The following is a 20,000-nucleotide window of genomic DNA, read 5'->3' as shown; positions in this document are numbered from 1 at the left end:
CGCTACTCCTCTTTCACTCGTATTTTTTCAGCAATCCGTAATTTTGCACTACGTGATCGATTATTTTCACTTAGTTCTTCTTCTGATGGAAGAATCGGTTTTCGATTAATCAACTTCAGCTCTGGCTGAAATTCTTCAGGAACAACCGGTAATCCGGGTGGTAAATCTTGAACGGTACTGTATTCTTTGAACATACTTTTGACAATCCGATCTTCTAATGAATGGAAGGTGATCACACTGATTCTTCCATTGATTTTTAATAGCCGAATCGCCTGTTCTAATGAAGCTTCTTCTGCACCTAATTCATCATTTACTGCAATTCTTATTGCTTGGAAAATTCGTTTAGCTGGGTGTCCACCTTTTCTTCTTGCTGGTGCAGGAATCACATCTTTAATGATTTCTACTAATTCACCAGTTGTTTGGATCGGATGGATTTTTCTTACTCGTTCAATTTCTCGAGCAATTTGTTTAGAAAATTTTTCTTCGCCATAACGAAAGAAGATTTTTACTAATTCATTATAGGAATACTCATTAACAACGTCATACGCTGACAGAGGTGCTGATTGATCCATACGCATATCCAAAAGAGCATCCTGATGATAACTAAAACCTCTTTCAGCTTCATCTAATTGTGGAGAAGATACGCCTAAATCATACAAAATACCATCGACTTGAGGAACATGCTCTTTTATCTTTGCTTCTAATTCACGAAAATTCGCTTTGATAAAAGTAACCATACCTTTTTCAATGTATGGGGCTAACCGTACTTTTGCATGATCAATGGCTTTTTGATCCTGATCGAATGCATAAAGGTGCCCGTTTGTATTTAATTGGCTCAAAAGATATTCACTATGTCCGGCACCGCCTAGTGTACAGTCTACATAAATGCCATCTGGTTTGATGTTCAAGCCATCTACCGTTTCTTTCAACATGACTGTATAGTGTTGAAATGTCTCAGTCATTAGTCAGCCTCTTCCTATTCTTATAGTCCAAAATCAATCATATTTTCAGCAATTTCATCAAAGTTTTCTGCTGCCACTTCAGAAAATTCTTGCCATCGTGCCTCATCCCAAATCTCGATTCGATTGGATACACCAATGACAACACATTCTTTCGTTAAAGCAGCGTAGTTTCTTAATGTACTGGGAATGTTGATCCGTCCTTGTTTGTCTAATTCACATTCAGTGGCCGCCGAGTAAAAAAAACGCACAAAAGTTCGAGCATCTTTTTTCGCTAAAGGCATGTCGTTCAGTTTTGTTTCTAAATTCGCCCACTCTTTCATTGGATAGCCAAAAAGACAGCCATCTAATCCACGCGTGAGAACGAATTGTTCACCTAACTCTTCACGAAGTTTTGAAGGTACGATCATACGACCTTTTGTATCAATATTATGCCGAAATTCGCCCATGAACATTGAAACTACCCCCATCTCTCCACTAACTAAAATTAGTCTACCACAATCCCCCACTTTCTACCACCTTTTATGGGAAATCAGAGAATAACTTTTTTATTAGTAAAAAAAATTTTAAGAATCAAGCTGTAAAAAGTCTTTAAAAAGTCTTTTTACAGCTTGATTGGCTTTTTATCAAAGATACGAGAGAAGATTTAAGACGATTAAAACGACATAAAAACCACTTGTTAACAAGAAAGCAAGACGCCAAGTCATTTTAAGATAACGTGAATAGATAATTTCATCATAGTAATACGCCTGGAATACAGCGATACAAATCGCCATCAACAAAAGTGAAATCATAAAGAAAGGAAGGAAGGAAACTGTCGCAGAATTGCGTGACAATGCATGCATCCCTCCCCATAAAAAAGGAACGGCAAGATCAGGCGCTTTGATTTTAAAACGACGATCTAATGAAAAAATTTTCACTAAAAAATTACAGCCAAACAACACGATGGCTGGAAAGATATACCAAAATAAAACAAGTGGCGTAAAAGTGCCCATCTAACAAAACTCCCTTTCATAGTTGGTTCAAGTATACCTGATGTATTTTACACAACTATTTCATTTATTTTAAATTTATAAAGTTTTCTACTATTTTTACTTCTTAGATAAAAATCTAATCCAAATTGTATGAGTCCACTCCTTTAATACTACCTTTTTCCTGTTCCTAGCAAATCCCATTTTCCAAGCTCTTTCACTGTGTTCTATTCTGATATTCGTTATAATAGATGAAAGAGCGTATTAGGAGGTTCAAAAATGATCAAGTATTTTTCTATCGAGGATCGACAATTGGTCAATACTCAAAAAGAAACAGCAGATACGATTTGGTATTGCGTCGAACGTCCAAGTGAAGATGAAATCCAACAAATCACACACCAATTTCAAATTCCGTCTGATTACATTACTTCTATTTTAGACGATGCTGAAAATTCACGAGAAGAAGAATTTAATCAGACCAAATTAACAAAACCAGCGTTATTATTATTGCAATACCCGTTTCCAAAAACAAGCCCAAGCGGCTATTTTCAAGTAGATACTTACCCTTTTTCTATTATTGTGACACCTAAAAAAAAGCTTATCACAATTACGAATCATGAACCACTCTTTTTGAAAAAAGTATTTAGTCAAGCTTTTGCTGAAAATGATTTACCAGCCAACTTAAATATCTTCATGCAATTATTGTGGCAAATTACTTTTTCCTACAATACTTATCTCAGCACCTTACAATCGCAATGCGATGTTTTGGAAAAACAATTGCGTGTCTCAACAGAAAATAGTCAACTGTATCAAATCATGGATATCCAAAAAAGCTTGGTTTATTTCAAAGAAGCAACCACGGCTAACTTGACCACTTTAAAAACCTTAGTAAAAAACAAAACGATTCAAGAAAACCACGCTTTAAAAAATCATCTCCATGATGTGATTATTGAAACCGAACAATCACGCACTACCGCTCGAATTCAATTAAAACTAGTTGAACAAATGAATCAAACCTTTTCAGCGATTGTTTCTAATAATCTAAATAATATTATGAAAATTTTAACTTCTCTAACGATCATCTTAACGATCCCGACCATCATTGGTAGTCTATATGGAATGAATATCAAGCTTCCTATTGCAGGAAGGGACGATGCGTTTTTATGGATTATTCTACTGATGATTTTTATCAGTATCGCTACTGCTTATTATTTAAAAAAGGGAAAGTTTTTGTAACCGTCCCCTTGTGAAGAAAAGTAAAAGGAGTTAAACTAAAGACAACTAAAAAATTTCGAGGTAAAAATTATGCGCGAGAATAAACAAACAAGTACTTTTTCAAAAATCACTAAATTCGTTGTTTGGACCATGTTGATCTTAACGATTGGTTCAGTTGTCTTGACTGCAGTTATGAGTGTCATGTAAGAATGGCTTAAAAACCAACAAGTCCCGCACTTCCCAAAAAGAAGTGCGGGACTTGTTTTTTACCTTGCTAGGAAAGAATGTTCGCTTGCTAATGGTTCGTTTTTTATAAGAAAGCCAAGTGTCGTTTTAGTTGCTGCCATACAAGTAGCATCTCTGAGTCAAATAACTGTTCATTCTAAGATATCCTCTTCTCTTAGACTGCTCAGGCTTCTACCTATTTTTCTATTTACTTGCTAAGCGTAATAATTCTTTGGCATGCTCGACTGTTAATGGGGTAATTTCACTTCCAGCTAACATTCGGGCAATTTCGGTTTCTCGTTGTGTGGGTTGTAGTTCGGTAACCGATGTTTGGGTACGCCCATCAATGACTTCTTTTTGAATATAGTATTGAAAATCGGCAACTGCAGCGACTTGCGGTAAATGGGTGATACACAAAACTTGTGAGTGACATGAGATCTGTGAGATCTTATCTGCAATCGCTTGGGCAACTCGGCCGCTTACTCCTGTATCCACTTCATCAAAAATGATACTAGTCACACCTTGTTCTGAAGAAAAAATAGTTTTTAACGCCAACAACATACGTGATAGTTCCCCACCCGAGGCAACTTTTACTAATGGCTTCAATGGTTCTCCAGGATTTGTGGTTATGTAAAATTCCACTTGGTCCAATCCATTAGCATCTAATTGTCCATTTTTTTCAGATGAAAAACGGACTTCAAACTCAGTGTTTTCCATATATAGACTTTTTAATTCCGTTAAGATTGATTTTTCTAGTTCTTTAGCAATTTTTTTTCTTGTTTTATGCAGTGCTAATGCTTGTTCTTGCAAGAACGTTTCTTTTTTAGTTAATTCCAGTTGCATTTTTTCTAGTTGACCTTCTGAGAAATCAGAAGAATCCAGTTCTTTAGTGATTTCTTCGTAATAATCAAGGATTGCTTCCACTGACTCCCCATATTTGCGTTTCAACTGACGAATCAATTCAAGCCGTTGATTGACTTCTTCTAATCGGTTTTCATCCAATTCCAACAGATCGATTTGGCGACTCATGTCACCAATGGCATCTTGAAGTAAATAATAAGCACTTTGAACATTCTCAACGATTGCTTCATATTCATTATCTAGATGAGCAATGCTTTGTAGTTCAGAAACAGCTAAACCAACGTTATCCACACTACTGGGTTCTCCCGCACTCAATGCACTATAACCACTAGCAAAACTATCCACGATCTTTTGATAATTGCTTAATTTTTCTCTTTCCTCGCTTAACTGTTCCTCTTCGCCAACTTGTAAATCAGCTGCTGCGATTTCTTCTTGTTGAAAATGAAGCATGTCGATCCGTTGAACAAATGATTTTTCATTTTGTTGGACTTTCCGCATTTTTCGTTCGAGCTCACGATAGATAGCATACTCTTTTTGATATTTTTTCTTTTGTTGTTGAAAAGTACGATCACCAAAACGATCCAATAAATTTAAATGGGCTTCTGGTTGTAATAGCTCCTGGTGTTCATTTTGTCCTTGAATATCAACTAGATAACTTCCGATCCTTCTAAGGTTTGCCAGCGTAACAATATGTCCATTGACTCGGCAGACATTTTTACCCGTTAATGCCATATCACGACGAACAATCAAGTTATCACCATCTGATTCGATGCCCAGTTCTTCCATCAATTCAGTAAATCCTTCTTGACTTGGCCATTCAAACAACCCTTCTAAGATACACTTATCGGCTCCTTGGCGAATATAATCACTGGAGCCTCTACCACCAGCCAGTAATCCAAGGGCATCAATGATAATCGATTTACCTGCCCCGGTCTCGCCAGTTAGAGCTGTCATTCCTTTATGGAAAGACAAATGCAATTCCGGAATAATCGCAAAATTAGTAATACTGATCTCTTGTAACAAAGCAACCACTCCTCAACTCAAAGGTAATGTAAAAAATCCATTTTCAATGCAACTGCATCTTCTTCTGTTCGTGTGATCATCAACACATTATCGTCATCATTAATGATGGAAAACAATTCTTTTTTATATCGTTTATCAATTAAATTAGCCGCAGCAGAAGCGTTGCCTGGTAAAGTTTTTAAAATGACAAATTTTTCCATTTGATCAACAGCCACAAATGCATCTTTCAATAACTTTTCTAATTTTGTACTAACGTCTTCAGTAGTTTCTGCAGGAAGACTATAGCGATAACCTCCATCAGCTGCAGGAACTTTGATGAGTTTGAGTTCTTTGATATCTCTGGAAATCGTTGCCTGCGTCACTGAAATCCCTTTGTTTTTCAGGATCTCCACAAATTCTTCTTGTTTTCTGATATCATTTTCATTTAGTAGCCGGGTAATCAAACGATGCCGATCTTTTTTTCGCATACGTTCTTCGCTCCTTTACGTATTCTTCCTTACTATGATAGCTCAATTCAAACGCTTAATAAAGAAGAATCCGCTGTCTTCTTTATTGCTTGCCCGTCATTATTTGTGGTTAAACTGGTTGTGGGCTTCTTGGACGATCTTTTCGGGTGCCACATCTGGTGATAACGTTCCTTGATCAGAAACTTTTTTCAAATGGGCTAAAAATTCAATGTTCCCTTCTCCACCGGTTATTGGCGAATAACTTAAATCTAATACATCATACCCATGCATCGCAGCAAAGTGTAAAATATCCTCAATCACTTGTACATGCGTTTGAGGGTCACGAACGATCCCATTCTTGCCAACTGCTTCTTTCCCCGCTTCAAATTGTGGTTTGATCAAAGCAATCACTTCGCCACCGTCAACTAAAATTTCGTGTAATGGTACTAACATCAAACGTAAAGAAATGAATGATACATCGATGACGGCAATCTCTGGGGTTCCTTCTTGAAAATCTTCTGGTTTGGCATAACGAAAATTCGCTCTTTCCATTACTACAACTCGTTCATCTTGTCTGATTTTCCAAGCTAATTGATTATACCCAACATCCAGAGCATAACTCATTTTTGCACCATTTTGTAAAGCCGCATCGGTAAAACCACCCGTTGATGCTCCAATATCCAATAATATTTTACCTTCTACAGATAAATCAAAGACCTTTAGTGCCTTTTCTAATTTCAATCCTCCACGAGAAACATAAGGTAATTTTTTGCCTTTGATCTGTAATTCACTACTTACAGGGATTTTTTCCCCTGGCTTATCGAAACGTTCATTTTTTTCGTTATAGATCAAACCAGCCATAACTGAACGTTTGGCTTGCTCTCTCGTTTCAAACAAGCCTTGTTTGACTGCTAAAACGTCTACGCGTTCTTTTTCCATTTTTTTCTCCATTTCTATACACTGAATTGCTGAACTAATTGACGTAAAAGTTGTCCATCGAATGAACATACCGTTTGTTCTAACTGATCAATCATTCGATTCGCCGCATCAATCTCATTTTCAAGTGCGCTTTTTGTTTCTTCGATACCTAATAAACCTGGATAAGTCGTTTTTTCCATTTTAGCATCTTTACCAGCTGTTTTACCTAATACTTCAGTCGTGCTAACCACATCGAGCAGATCATCACGAATTTGAAAAGCAAGGCCTAGATGACTGGCTAATTTTTGTAGGCTAGCTAAAACTTCCTCCGGTTGGTTTGCTAATACTCCTCCCGCTAATAAAGCGTAGTGCATCAAGCGACCAGTTTTTCTTTCGTGGATAAACATTAATTCCTCTAATGTTAATTGTTTTGTTTCTCCCTCGATATCCGCTGCTTGACCAGCAACCATCCCTTGGGTTCCCGCATTGATTGCTAATTGTTGCAGCAGTAAAAGTTTTGGTGAGTTTGCTAAATGAGCCATACTGATGAGTTGAAAGGCACCTGTCAATAACCCATCTCCTGCTAAAATAGCCAGTGCTTCCCCGTAGACTTTATGGTTTGTTGGTTTCCCGCGGCGTAGATCATCATTGTCCATTGCCGGAAGATCATCGTGAATCAACGAATACGTGTGGATCATTTCCAAAGCAGCTGCTACTTGATAAGTTGTTGTATTGATCGATTCGCCAAACGCAGCTACTGTACTAAGTAAAAGCAAAGGACGAATCCGTTTGCCTCCAGCGCGAACGGAATAAAGCATACTTTCTTTCAACTGTTCATCAGAAGTGTAGTCATTTAGAAAAGAAACAATTTCTTCTTCTACAGAAGATAGATGGATCGTTGAAAAATCAGCCAACTTCATTATGCTTCCTCATTTCCTTCAAAAGTAACTTCTTCATTTGCCTCTGACATCATTTTCGTCAAAGTTTTTTCAGCTTTAGTTAAAGTATCTTGGCAATGCTTACTTAATTCCATTCCTCGTTTAAAAGCATCTAAAGCAGATTCTAAAGGTACATCACCTTGTTCTAATTCCATGACAATTTTTTCTAATTCTTGTAATGATTCCTCAAATGTCGGATTTTCCATATTGATCATTCTCCTTCTTCTACTTCTTGTACCGTAGCCATTACTTGTCCGTCTTGGTAATGGATCGTGATCGTATCCTCTGGCTTCATCTCTGTCACACTTTTCACGACACGACCTTCGATTGTTGTGTAATTGTATCCTCGCCCCATGATTTTCAACGGACTAAGCAAATCTAATGATTGAATCGCTTGTTGGAAACGTTGCTGCTGGCTCTGCATATATTGTTCCATTTTTTCAGCTAACCGCTTCTCTAAGTAGTCTGTTTCTTGCTTGGCAGATTTCACTCGATAAGTCGGTGCAACTTGTGCCAACTGATGGTTCAAGCGAACCGTTTGTTTTTCTTTCAAATGATAAATTTGTTGTGTCGCTTGGAACAAGCGCTGTTTGAACTGATCAAGCTTAATTGTTTGTCCTTCATACAGACGTTCCGGTTGACGGAAAACATATGATTGTTTTGCTCGTTCAAAACGTTCTTGTTTGCGTTGAATTTGACGCAAAAAGGCCTGTTCAAGCCTTGCTTGCCGTTCTTTCAGCTTCAACAATACTTCAGATAAAACAGGAACAGCTAATTCAGCTGCCGCCGTCGGTGTGGCTGCTCGTACATCTGCTGCTAAATCAGCAATAGTAGTATCCGTCTCATGCCCAACTGAAGAAATCACAGGTGTTCGTGCCTCAAAAATGGCACGTGCTACTCTTTCTTCATTAAATGGCCACAAGTCTTCAATCGATCCGCCGCCACGTCCAATGATCATCGTGTCGAAATCTCCCAGTTCTTCAACACGACGGATATTTTCAACGATATTGTCAGCTGCTTGATTTCCTTGCACCACCGTTGGGAATAGGACGAGTTGGGCGATGGGGTAACGTCTTTTGACAGTTGTGATGATATCTCGGATAACTGCACCACTTGGACTGGTCAAAACTGCAATTCTTTTTGGAAAACGTGGAAGAGCTTGCTTATGTTCCGGCTTAAAAAGACCTTCTTTTCGCAATTTTTCTTTTCGTTCTTCTAATTCTTGATATAGCGCTCCTACACCATCAGGTTCCATGTGTTCAACGTAAATCTGATAAGAACCAGAAGCTTCATAAAGAGAGATCCGTCCGACAACTAATACTTTCATCCCTTCTTTAGGTTGAAAACGTAATTTTTGAAATGCACCTTTGAACATGATTGCTGAGATTTTTGCATGGTCATCTTTTAAACTAAAATATTGATGTGCATTTGCTCTCAAACGAAAATTCGAGATTTCACCTGTTAAATAGACCCTTTCAAGATAAGGGTCTACATCAAATTTCCTTTTTAAATACTTGGTTAATGTGGTTACTGTTAAATATTCTTGTGTCATCTACTCACCTGCTTCAGCAGCCAGCACGGTTTGATACATCAGCATCGTAATCGTCATAGGTCCTACTCCTTTAGGCACTGGAGTGATATAGCTTGCTAAAGGTTCTACTTCATCAAATTTTACATCACCGATCAATTTCCCATGCTCATCACGATTCATACCAACATCGATCACCACTGCGCCTGGTTTGATAAATTCCTTAGTAACAAAATGGCCTCGCCCAATCGCTACGACTAAAATATCAGCTTCTTTTGCAAGTTCAGCAAGGTTAGCCGTTTTTGAATGAGCAATCGTTACTGTAGCATCTGCCATCAATAATAATTGTGCCATTGGTTTCCCTACAATATTGCTACGTCCGATCACCAGCGCCCGCTTCCCTGCCAAATTGATATCATAAGCTGCGAACATTTTCATGATGCCATATGGCGTACAAGGAATCTTATCGGGGTTACCAGCTAATAATCGTCCTAAATTCATTGGATGAAAACCATCTACATCTTTTTTAGGATCAATTGCTAATAAGACTTTTTCTTCATCAATGTGTTTTGGCAATGGCAACTGAACAAGAATCCCGTGAAAATTTGGGTCTTGATTATATTTTTCGATTTCAGCTAACAACGTTTCTTCAGAGATCGTGCTTGGGTAACGTTCAACTTTTGAATGGATCCCGATTGATTTTGCGGAACGTTCTTTATTACGTACATAAACCTGACTGGCTGGATTTTCTCCTACTAATAAAACGACCAATCCGGGGGAGATCGATTTTGTTTTTAATTCGCTCACTTTTATCGCAATCTCTGCTTGCATTTTTTCAGCTAGTTCTTTTCCATTAATCAATTCTGCCATACGATCACTCCCAGATTTTTTTGTGCTTTCATTCTACCATAGATAAACAAGCTTTTAGAACCTGTTTCCTTGTTTTCATAGAAAAAAGCTGGGACTATGCCCCAGCTTCAATCTCTTTTAAAACATTAGATAATACACCGTTGACAAACTTACGTGATTGATCATCACTAAAAGTTTTGGCTAATTCAATGGCTTCATTCAATGCGACTGCAAATGGTACATCTTCAATGTACTTCATTTCAAAGATGGCGATACGCAAGATGATCAAATCCATCTTAGAGATACGATTGATGCGCCAGTTTCCTTTGAGGTGCTTCTCAATGGTTTGGTCTAATTCGCCTTTTTTCGCACACACACCGCCAACCAATGTATCTAAATAAACAGGAACAAACTCTGACTCCTCTTCATTGATCATTTCTTTGTGATCCAACTCAATTGCATGGAAAATTGCGTCTTCTTTGGTCAAATCAGCATTAAAATCTAATGGAAATAATGCTTGTAAAGCCATTTCACGAATTTCGTGTCTTGATAATTCTTTATTCATTTTCTTCCTCTTCGTCTTCAAAAAGTTCTTCAATTGCTGGTTGTTCTAGTTTTTCCGGTACGACTGCTACCACATGAACATTGACTTCTGCTAAAGCAATGTCTGTCATGAAAAGAACTTGCTGATTCACGCGTTCTTGCATTTCCATCGCTACTCTGGGAACAGAAACCCCATATTCTAAATAGCAATAAAGATCTACTTTTAACCCATCTTCATCATTTACTAAATAGACACCTTTACCATGCGCTGCACGCCCTAATAATTCCGTTACGTTGCTGGCAAATGTTCCACGCATCCCATAAACGCCTTCTACTTTTGAAGCAGCGATACCAATAATCACTTCAATGACTTCTGGCGCAATGACAATTTCACCAAGCTCTTGAGTCGCATTCAAAACTAAATTTTTGTCCTCTGCCATTTTATCTATTCCTCCTTTTGCCTCTACACAGATTGTTGCCTACGAATGAACCGTTCTTTCACTTATTCTTCATTCGAAACGTATAAAGGTAAACTGTTCACTTGCCTATTTGAGAGTCTTTTTCTCAAACAAATTACGCTTTGTTTTCAAAGCTTGCTGTCTTCTATAGTGTATCATTAAATCAAGTGATTTTCTATAACAAAGTCTGAGTGAATGATGCTTTAGGCTACGCTCATCATAAAATAATCAACTCTTTTGGTGAATGCGTCAACACGCGATTTCCATCAGAAGTAATCAATAAATCATCTTCGATTCTAACGCCACCGATACCTGGTAAGTAAATGCCTGGTTCGTCGGTAATAATATTTCCTGGAACAAATTGTTTCTCAGCTCGAACTGAAACATTGGGTCCTTCATGGATCTCTAAGCCAATTCCATGTCCTGTTGAGTGTCCAAAAGCTTCGCCATAACCATGTTTCGTAATGTAATCTCTAGCTACAGCATCTAGTTGCTTACCGGTAACTCCTGGTTTAGCTACTTCCAGAACTGCTAGTTGGGCTTCAAGAACGATTTGATAAATTTCTTTTAATTGTTCTCCTGGGTCACCAATCGCAAATGTTCGTGTCATATCAGAAACATAACCTTCATAGTAGCATCCAAAATCTATTGTGATCAAATCGCCTTGTTCAATGATTTTTTTGCTAGCAACTCCATGTGGCATAGCTGAGCGTAAACCACTAGCAACGATTGTTTCAAAAGAAACACCTGACGCTCCAAGTGAACGCATATAAAAATCTAATTGGTTGGCAACTTCGATCTCTGTCATTCCCGGTTGAATCATCTTGAGAATATGGTCATATGCCAAATCTGCAATACTACAAGCTTTTTCAATAATCGCAATTTCTTCTTCGTCTTTGATTTCTCGAAGTTCTTCAATCATGCCCGAAATAGGAATCAGTTGCGCATCAATGATCTCTTCTAATACCGAATATTCTAAGAAGGAAACAGTTGTTTCTTCAAAACCAAGTTCACGTAGTCCTTCTTTTTGAACTAAGTCAGCTACTTCTTCAAAAATCGGTCCTACATTTTTGATGATCTCAAATCCTTGAGCTTGAGCTGCTGCTTGCTCGGTATAACGAAAGTCAGTAATAAAAAAGGCTTTTTCCAATGTGATGACCGCTAAGCCTGTCGTACCAGTAAAATTAGTCAAATAACGAAGATTGTATGGACTAGTGATCAAAAATGAATCTAAATTTTCTTCTTGCATCTTTTTACGCAATTTTTCTACTCGTAGCATCATAAATGAAATTCCTTCTTTCTTTGCTCTCTTTTTTCTATTATAGCAAATTTTCTTTCTGACACAGCAGATAAAACAAATTTTCTTAATAAACTTAGTAAAACAAAAATAGTTAAGACAAATCAGTTTCAGATCTGCCTTAACTATTTACTTCTATCTGCAAAACTATTGGCTAAGCGTTAATCTATTTGATTATGATCGTTTCCCAAAAAAGAATGAAACAACTGCCACTAAAATAACTGCGCCTAAAATTGATGGAATAAGTGCCATACCAGCTGCATGTGGTCCCCAGTTACCAAAAATTGCTTGACCGATACTTGAACCAATCAATCCAGCAATGATATTTGTGATACAACCCATAGAATTTCCTTTACTGGTAATTGCTCCAGCAATGGCTCCGATGACTGCACCAACGATTAAAGTCCATATCCAACCCATACTAATAACCTCCTTCTTTACAGTTTCATTCTAGCATAGGAAAATTATTAGGAGCAAATGATTGAACCAGCGTTGAAGCTGACCTAGATAATGACACCGCACACAAAAGAAAAAGCGAAACACAAAACAAAACACGAATGACATGCTGCGAAGAGCATCCATTCGTGTTTTTCTACTTGCGTTTGAAGATACTTTTGACACCACGTTTCACTACATCAAAAAAGCTCAAGGATTGAACCATACGACTAGGATCTACGTATTTTCTGATAGCGCGAAGTACTTTTTTGGGTTCTTTAGAAGAAAATGTATATGTACCATTTTTCTTTGTTTGAATGGCATAGCGCGGAATCCATTTTCCTTTGAACATAACGGATGCGATGACGTAATCAATCTCTTCCCAAGGGATTTGAACAAATTTCCGAGTGTCTCTTGCATGATAAAATTCGAATCCTCGGTCTCCAATCATGATTTTCCCATAATCAGTCAAACCAGTAAACGCAGTGGCATCAATTACCAAATCAACTTTTGTATTGATTGATTGAACCATTTAATCACTCCTATTATTTTATCTATCTAGTATACTATCGTTTCAATGTTGAAATCTCAAGCAGCATCCACTTTTTGATAAAAAAAGCTCGGGGCTACGCCCGAGCTAGATTCTTATTATAAAAGACCAACAACATGGCCAACTACACCGACAACGAATAGACCTAAGATAATGACAATTGGAGAAACTTTTTTCTTCAATAACCACATGCATAGTAATGTCAATGCTAAAGCAGCTAACCCTGGGATCAATTGATCTAAGTTATCTTGTAAAGTTGTTACTTTTTCAGGACTAAGTGCTAGACCACTGTTTACTTGTTCAAAAGCACTCTTGATTCCTTCGCCACCAGCAGGTAATTTATCCCACTCAATGTAAGCACCTTTATCTAACTTAACAGTTGATACAACTGGCAAGAATTTAATCGATACCCACCGCTGTACTAAGGCGGCTAATACGAACATCCCTAAGATAGATGCACCTTTTGTTACGTCTTGCAATAATCCACCAGATAAATCATCTGTGATTTTAGAACCAGCTTTGTAACCAAATTCTTGTGTATACCACATGAATGACCAACGAATAATGTTCCAACCTAAGAAGAAGATGATTGGTCCAAGAATATTACCACCCATTGCTAGAGAAGCACCAAGAGCTCCTAACATCGGACGAACAGTAAACCAGAATACTGGGTCACCAACACCAGCAAGAGGTCCCATCATACCAACTTTAACCCCTTGGATCGCTACATCGTCAACAGGAGCGCCATTTGCGCGTTCTTCTTCTAATGCTAGCGTAACACCCAAGATAGGTGAAGCAATATATGGATGTGTGTTGAAAAATTCTAAGTGACGTTTAAGAGCTGCTGTGCGCTCTTCTTTCGTTTTGTATAATTTTTTGATTGCTGGGATCATTGAGAAAGCCCAACCACCATTTTGCATACGTTCATAGTTCCATGAACCTTGAATGAAGGTAGAACGCCATGCAACAGCTAAACGGTCTCTTTTAGATAAAGTAATTTTTTCTTCTGCCATTTTTATTTTCCTCCTTCAAGATTAATAGTCATTCAAAATGTCGCCTAGAGGGTCACCTGAGTTGCTTCCTCCGCCACCATTTGAAGAGCCTCCCATTTTAGAAAGGTTCAAGTAGATAAGAGCTAAAGCAACACCTAAAGCACCTAGGGCAATCAATGTTAATTGAGTAATTGCAGCTACAACAAAACCGATAACGAAGAATGGCCATACTTCTTTAGTTGCCATCATATTGATTACTAATGCGTAACCTACAGCAACAACCATTCCCCCACCAATAGCCATACCGTCTGTTAACCATGCAGGCATTGATTCTAAGAAAGATTGAACAGTTTGAGCTGGGATGAATAATAATGCTCCAGCAGGAATTGCAATACGGATACCTTGTAAACATACTGCAATGATGTGCCACATTTCAACTTTGCGGATGTTACCTTCTTCAGCAGCAGCATCCATCAAGTGAACGATAGGAACAGCGATTGTACGTACGATCATTGTTAAGAACAAACCAGCAACAGCAAGTGGTACTGCGATAGCAATAGCTGATGGAACGCCTCGAACACCTTGACCACCTAATACTAAAATAATTGCAGATGCAACTGATGCCAATGCAGCATCTGGTGCTACAGCAGCTCCGATATTTGCCCAGCCAAGAGCGATCATTTGAAGAGTACCACCTAATACGATACCTGCTTCAAGGTTACCTGTTACTAAACCTATTAATGTACATGCCACTAGAGGTTGATGAAATTGGAATTCATCCAGAATCCCTTCCATCCCTGCTAGAAAGGCAACGAATACGACTAAAATCATTGAAATAATAGACATGATAAGCCTCCTATAAATATTAGTTTTTTGAATTATGCTTTAGATAATTCAGACTTAGCTTTTTTAAGAATTTCGTCCATATTGTCGCGAGAGTCATTTGGTACTTTACGTACATCAAATTTAACTCCTTTGCTTTCTAGTTTTTCAAACGCCTCTACGTCTTCAGGGCCCATTGATAAAACTTTACTTACGACAACTTTCCCAACTGAGTGGGCCATTGAACCTACGTTTAATTCTTGGATGTCAACGCCGCCTTCAACAGCTGTCAACACGTCTTCAGGATTTTCAAACAATAGCAAAGCTTTTGTATTCCCAAATCTTGGATCTTTAGCAACTTCGATCATTTTAGAAATTGGGATAACGTTTGCTTTAACCCCTGGAGGAGCAGCTTGTTCGATCAATTTCTTACGTAAATCATCTTTTGATACAGCATCTGAAACAACGATGATCCGATTTGGTTGAACAGCTTTTGTCCATGCAGTAGCAACTTGACCATGTAATAAACGTGAGTCAACACGTGCTAAAACATATTTAATCTTACCGTCGCCAACTACTGTTCCTTCAGGTAATGCACCTTTAGGTTGTCCATCAGAAACTTCTGCTTTTGGTGCTTCTTGTGGTTCAAGCTCTTCTGGCTTCACTTTCACACCATCTTTTGCTGTTTCAATGATATGTGCTGCAATTTCTTGAGCAGATTCCATTGAAAAACGTGACGCATAAGCTTCGATCAACATAGGCAAGTTCAAACCACTAACAATTGCCCATTTGTCTTTGTGTTCTTCAAACAATGTGTTTGATTGATTGAACGGTGTTCCGCCCCATAAATCAACTAAGAACAATACTTCGTCTTGATTATCAAAAGAAGCAACAGCCTCTTCTAATTTGGCTCTCAAGTCATCTGGACCTTCGCTTGGTTTTAAAATGACTGCTTTGACGTTTTCTTGTTCGCCAAAAATCATTGAACCTGATTGCAAGATACCTTCAGCAAATTGTCCATGACTTGCAAGGATAATCCCTACCATATTTATACCTCCTACTTCTTTTTGTTGTAACAAATCAAATATTAAAATAATTGCTAACCATTACAACAGATGAATTTGACCATTTTCCAACAACAATATTATGCCTTTTTGGCTTTTGCTAGTAATTCCATCAAAAGGATCTTTCTATCTGCGGGTACTTTGCGAATTTCTAATTCTACACCTTGCTGATTCAAGAATTGGAACGATGCAATATCTTTATGGTCGACTGACACAAAATTTGTAATCATTGTCTTCCCCTCAGAAAAACTCATCCCACCGATATTCAATGAATCCAGCTGTACACCACTTAAGACAATTTTCTCAACGTCTTGAGGATTAGTGAATAAAAGCATCACTTTCGTCGTTGCTAGTAAACCGCTTTGATAAACTTGAATCATTTTTTTCACCGTGATCACATTTGCGATGATCCCCGGTGGAGCAGCTTCTTTTAAAAGAAACTTTCTCAATTTATCTTGGGCTACTGAATCACTAATAACAATGATGCGTTCCACGCCGGTCAATTTTGACCAGACCGTTGCAACTTGTCCATGGATCAAACGATCATCTATACGCGCTAACCGAATATCCATCAGCAAATCTCCTTTTGTTAAACTACTTCACAGAAACCCCTCTCATTTTCTGTGTGTATAACCATCTATTGGCACATTTATATAAAAGCAAGAACCGTGCCAACTTTTTATCAATACACTAAAGGGTTTTAAGGCGTTTCGAAGCAATACACAAAAAAGATACACTAATAACAGTGTATCTTTTTTGTGTATTTTTCATTTAGTGTATTCATTTTTTTGCCAATTCATTACGAATCAGCTTTAATGAATAATAAACTTCAGATGAAGGTGTTTCAAATCTGATGGTCTTTTCCAACGGGGATAACAATTGTTGGATAGACGAAAACAATGGATCTTCCATCGCTTTTTCCAGTTCGTCTGATTCAACATTCAATGGCTCGTTTAATAAAATCCGTTCAATCATCCCCACTGTGTGTAAAACTAAATTGATTTTAAAACTATATCCATGATTCTCAATCGATAGCTTCTCAGACACTTGATCACTAAAATTCCATAAAGGATCAATCAATTTGGTTCCATTGATAAATGTAAAATTTTGTTCAATAAATTTCACACAAGTCTGTTTTGCAGTTTCTTCACTCAATGGCACTTCTTCTGTTTCATCTAATTCTGCCTCAAGCAATAATTGATCTAAAATCAACTCGATATTTTGATCGATAAACCGCTCCAATGGAATAAACGGCGCAGCAATCTGTGGATCTGTAATTCCAGTAGTCGCAATGACTTGGTAATTTTCAATTAATTTAGGCAATTCTTTTTCCAATTCTAAAACAGAGAGTGCCAAAACAGTCAACTCGACATCTTGCCGTTTACTTACAGAACGTTCGATCAATTCTTTGATTCGTTGTGCGGTTCCTTCACCAGATGCACAAATAGCTAAGATGGCTTTTTTTCTGAGTGCGGTCGGTTCAGGTGTTTTTTCCATCGAAATTTCTGCATAACCACGGAAATTTTTCAAGGAATCGTATAACATATCTAAATCCGTACCTAACACAGAAACTTTGCGAACCGTCTCTAATACCAAAGAGGTCGTCACCATGTCAACTGTCCGCACAGGAATTCCTGTATCTCGCTGAATCTGAGAATTAAATGAAGCAAGCGAACCCATATCCACTAATAAGATCGTTCCACTGCCTTCATCCACCTCTTGCACCATTCGTTCGATCCGACTAAGCGCCGTTTTAGGATCCATATCCAATGGCATATCGACCGCTCGTACATTGTCTGCATCTAATAATTGTTGGACCACTTGAACCATGCTGCTTGCTGTACTATTACCATGTGCTGCCACGACTACCCCAATACGACCGCTTGCTTGATTTGCCCTTAGCGACACAAGCAAGACAGTGAGATAGTAATCTTCGCTATCTGGAATCGTTACTTGGAAATACTCCTCAATATACTTTCTAACTTCTTTCGCTACTTCATATTCCACTGGAAAATCAATTGCCATTTCACGTATATTATCATTCGTATGGCGCTCTTCACCGATATTGATTCTTTTTAAAAAAGAACTGATATGCAGACTCATTGCGTAGATAAAATTTTGCTGAAACTCATATGGCAAGGCATTTTTTACCATTATATATATTTGATTGGTGACTTCGATGATTTTAGGATCAACAAACTCAGCTAGTTTATTATCGGCATTGAATGAGAATCCATGATCCTTGTAAAAAGATTTCAAATGGATGTTGATATCCGTTGAAATAAAATGATTGATGGCTTCTTGATCTAATCCGTCAGACTTTAATAGCGCTGCTTTGTCCCCAATAATGTCATAAAGATTATAGGGTAGTTCATAAGAATCAGATTGAATCTTCATGATTGTGTCGTTAGGGTACACCGTAATTTTGGGCTCCAATAGCTTCGATAGTTCGGACATCGCTACTCGATTACTTGCTAATTGGATCAATCCACTTCTAATCCCTTCCGTCAAATCATCGATCGTAATCGAAATTTCAGGAGAATTGATATGATTTAAAAAACCACGAGCGCAAATCAATTGGATATTCGATTTTAACTGACCGATGTTCCCATAGGTTACACTACCGATCAACGCTTTAACAACATCTTCAGTTAGCGAAATTTGCCGCTGGATACGGTTAGCTTCATGGGCGATCATAATTTTAACCAGGTCGATTTTTTCATTTGCAGGGCGTTTTTCAAAAGATGGCAACTTGATATTGATCGGTATTCTTCGAACAAATGTCTCTAATAGAGAAGAACCAGGGTCCTCAGTTGTCGCTCCCACGATCCGAACATTTGCTTCATGAGATTTTGTTGTTTCTCCTAATCGACTATAGGTACCATGATCCATGAAGTAAAAGATCATTTCTTGCCCTTCAGGTGGTAACCGGTGAATTTCATCTAGGAACAACATTCCTCCATCTGCTTGGTCAATGATTCCGGTTTTTTCCTCTTCTGCTCCAGTAAAAGCACCTTTGACATACCCAAACAAGTGACTCATCAATAATTCCGGGTTATTAGCGTAGTCGGCACAGTTAAAGACGATCAACTCGTTGTCTTCACTAATGACGTGATTGGCTTTGGCAAAATGAAACATCGCATGTGCAAAGTAGGTTTTCCCCGATCCAGTTGGTCCAGTGATCAAACAATTCAGACCTCTCGGCGGATATAAAATGGCGGCTTTCGCTTGCTCAACCGAGTTTTTCATACTCCCATTTGCGCCAATGATCTTAGCAAAAATATCTTTCGTATCAATCTGAATCCTTGCTTTTTCTACTGGTACTCTTTCTTCTTTATAGCTTATGACATGTTTGGCGGTCGGTTGTTCATAGGCAACATTTTTTTGATATATGTAACGTACAGGTCGTCCATCGGTTTTCAACAATTTTCCTTCACGTACCAACTGATTCAAATCTTTACTACTATTGGTCCGTTGGATTCCTAAAACCTCAGCTATCTCTTTCGTTGTGACCCCTTGATCATATTCAATCGGTTTTAGATGAGCCGTTTTTTCTTTGACATACGTATAAATTCGATCAATGCGCTTCGCCATTTGGTTTCGCCCCTTTTTCATTAACTGGCTTCAAAACATAATACTATAAATTTAATTCCATTTCGTCAACTATTTACAGTAAATATCTCTTATTAAAAGAAGTATTGACTGGATCAGCTACTCTTTGTCTCATTAGAATTATCAAAAAACGTCCCCTTCAACTTAAAGCTTTTCTTTAAAATGATCGGATCGAAGTGCTTGCGCCGATAAACCATTTTATCTATTGTAATGAAACACAGAAAAAAAAGCTCTCCTCTTAATCAACGAGAGAGAACTTTTTTCATTGAGTTTAGTTCATTGTTTATTCAATTT

General features: G+C 37.9%; 22 protein-coding genes. 2 read left to right on the top strand and 20 right to left on the bottom strand.

Annotation, left to right across the window (positions count from 1 at the left end; translation table 11 throughout):
- Positions 1-2: 2 nt before the first annotated feature.
- The 3 genes from rsmH to IGK91_RS03450 form a co-directional block, all read right to left on the bottom strand.
- Entirely contained in the window at positions 3-962 is a 960-nt protein-coding gene (rsmH, locus tag IGK91_RS03460) for a 16S rRNA (cytosine(1402)-N(4))-methyltransferase RsmH (RefSeq protein WP_010738202.1), read from the bottom strand.
- A gap of 20 nt (positions 963-982) precedes the next feature.
- On the bottom strand, positions 983-1,414 hold the full coding sequence (gene mraZ, locus IGK91_RS03455) for a division/cell wall cluster transcriptional repressor MraZ (protein ID WP_014834189.1): 432 nt from the start codon (positions 1,412-1,414) through the stop codon (positions 983-985).
- Positions 1,415-1,585: 171 nt separating this feature from the next.
- A complete protein-coding gene (locus tag IGK91_RS03450; protein ID WP_010719785.1) occupies positions 1,586-1,954 on the bottom strand; it encodes a DUF3397 domain-containing protein in 369 nt (122 codons plus the stop codon).
- 255 nt (positions 1,955-2,209) lie between these two features.
- Here IGK91_RS03450 and IGK91_RS03445 point away from each other — a divergent pair, with 255 nt between their 5' ends.
- A complete protein-coding gene (locus IGK91_RS03445) occupies positions 2,210-3,166 on the top strand; it encodes a magnesium transporter CorA family protein (protein ID WP_010738203.1) in 957 nt (318 codons plus the stop codon).
- 69 nt (positions 3,167-3,235) lie between these two features.
- Positions 3,236-3,352, top strand: coding sequence for a DUF4044 domain-containing protein (locus IGK91_RS03440; protein WP_010719787.1), 117 nt, complete (start codon positions 3,236-3,238; stop codon positions 3,350-3,352).
- A gap of 222 nt (positions 3,353-3,574) precedes the next feature.
- On the opposite strand, the gene recN is transcribed toward IGK91_RS03440, so the two are convergent.
- The 17 genes from recN to IGK91_RS03355 all read right to left on the bottom strand — a co-directional run bounded on the left by recN (position 3,575) and on the right by IGK91_RS03355 (position 19,688).
- Entirely contained in the window at positions 3,575-5,254 is a 1,680-nt protein-coding gene (gene recN, locus IGK91_RS03435) for a DNA repair protein RecN (protein WP_010719788.1), read from the bottom strand.
- A 17-nt stretch (positions 5,255-5,271) separates the two neighbouring features.
- A complete protein-coding gene (argR, locus tag IGK91_RS03430; protein WP_010719789.1) occupies positions 5,272-5,721 on the bottom strand; it encodes an arginine repressor in 450 nt (149 codons plus the stop codon).
- 99 nt (positions 5,722-5,820) lie between these two features.
- Entirely contained in the window at positions 5,821-6,639 is an 819-nt protein-coding gene (locus tag IGK91_RS03425; RefSeq protein WP_010738204.1) for a TlyA family RNA methyltransferase, read from the bottom strand.
- Between the two features lie 14 nt (positions 6,640-6,653).
- Positions 6,654-7,538: a polyprenyl synthetase family protein gene (locus tag IGK91_RS03420; protein WP_010719791.1), complete on the bottom strand. Its 885-nt coding sequence runs from the start codon at positions 7,536-7,538 to the stop codon at positions 6,654-6,656.
- Complete coding sequence (locus IGK91_RS03415; protein ID WP_010719792.1) at positions 7,538-7,762, bottom strand: exodeoxyribonuclease VII small subunit; 225 nt, start codon at positions 7,760-7,762, stop codon at positions 7,538-7,540. The genes IGK91_RS03420 and IGK91_RS03415 overlap by 1 nt, the downstream gene beginning before the upstream one ends.
- 5 nt (positions 7,763-7,767) lie before the next feature.
- On the bottom strand, positions 7,768-9,108 hold the full coding sequence (gene xseA, locus IGK91_RS03410; protein WP_181934214.1) for an exodeoxyribonuclease VII large subunit: 1,341 nt from the start codon (positions 9,106-9,108) through the stop codon (positions 7,768-7,770).
- Positions 9,109-9,954, bottom strand: a complete 846-nt coding sequence (locus IGK91_RS03405) for a bifunctional methylenetetrahydrofolate dehydrogenase/methenyltetrahydrofolate cyclohydrolase (protein WP_010738206.1) — start codon at positions 9,952-9,954, stop codon at positions 9,109-9,111.
- A 94-nt stretch (positions 9,955-10,048) separates the two neighbouring features.
- Complete coding sequence (gene nusB / locus IGK91_RS03400; protein ID WP_081123045.1) at positions 10,049-10,498, bottom strand: transcription antitermination factor NusB; 450 nt, start codon at positions 10,496-10,498, stop codon at positions 10,049-10,051.
- Positions 10,491-10,916, bottom strand: a complete 426-nt coding sequence (locus IGK91_RS03395; RefSeq protein WP_010719796.1) for an Asp23/Gls24 family envelope stress response protein — start codon at positions 10,914-10,916, stop codon at positions 10,491-10,493. Before IGK91_RS03395 ends, nusB begins: the two co-directional genes overlap by 8 nt.
- Before the next feature lie 235 nt (positions 10,917-11,151).
- Positions 11,152-12,216, bottom strand: a complete 1,065-nt coding sequence (locus tag IGK91_RS03390; protein ID WP_010719797.1) for a M24 family metallopeptidase — start codon at positions 12,214-12,216, stop codon at positions 11,152-11,154.
- A gap of 189 nt (positions 12,217-12,405) precedes the next feature.
- A complete protein-coding gene (locus tag IGK91_RS03385; protein WP_010719798.1) occupies positions 12,406-12,651 on the bottom strand; it encodes a GlsB/YeaQ/YmgE family stress response membrane protein in 246 nt (81 codons plus the stop codon).
- Positions 12,652-12,823: 172 nt separating this feature from the next.
- Positions 12,824-13,198 (bottom strand): DUF956 family protein, encoded by a 375-nt coding sequence (locus tag IGK91_RS03380; protein WP_010719799.1) that lies wholly within the window; start codon positions 13,196-13,198, stop codon positions 12,824-12,826.
- 116 nt (positions 13,199-13,314) lie between these two features.
- A complete protein-coding gene (locus IGK91_RS03375) occupies positions 13,315-14,229 on the bottom strand; it encodes a PTS system mannose/fructose/sorbose family transporter subunit IID (protein ID WP_010738207.1) in 915 nt (304 codons plus the stop codon).
- Between the two features lie 21 nt (positions 14,230-14,250).
- Entirely contained in the window at positions 14,251-15,054 is an 804-nt protein-coding gene (locus IGK91_RS03370; protein WP_010719801.1) for a PTS mannose/fructose/sorbose transporter subunit IIC, read from the bottom strand.
- Between the two features lie 32 nt (positions 15,055-15,086).
- On the bottom strand, positions 15,087-16,076 hold the full coding sequence (locus tag IGK91_RS03365) for a mannose/fructose/sorbose PTS transporter subunit IIA (RefSeq protein WP_010719802.1): 990 nt from the start codon (positions 16,074-16,076) through the stop codon (positions 15,087-15,089).
- 98 nt (positions 16,077-16,174) lie between these two features.
- Positions 16,175-16,666, bottom strand: a complete 492-nt coding sequence (locus IGK91_RS03360) for a mannose/fructose/sorbose PTS transporter subunit IIB (protein ID WP_010738208.1) — start codon at positions 16,664-16,666, stop codon at positions 16,175-16,177.
- Positions 16,667-16,874: 208 nt separating this feature from the next.
- On the bottom strand, positions 16,875-19,688 hold the full coding sequence (locus IGK91_RS03355; protein ID WP_181934213.1) for a sigma 54-interacting transcriptional regulator: 2,814 nt from the start codon (positions 19,686-19,688) through the stop codon (positions 16,875-16,877).
- Between the last annotated feature and the right edge of the window lie 312 nt (positions 19,689-20,000).

Source organism: Enterococcus sp. DIV1208, from assembly GCF_050530455.1.
Lineage (GTDB): Bacteria > Bacillota > Bacilli > Lactobacillales > Enterococcaceae > Enterococcus_B > Enterococcus_B hirae.
This window is presented reverse-complemented; position numbering and strand designations above follow the sequence as displayed.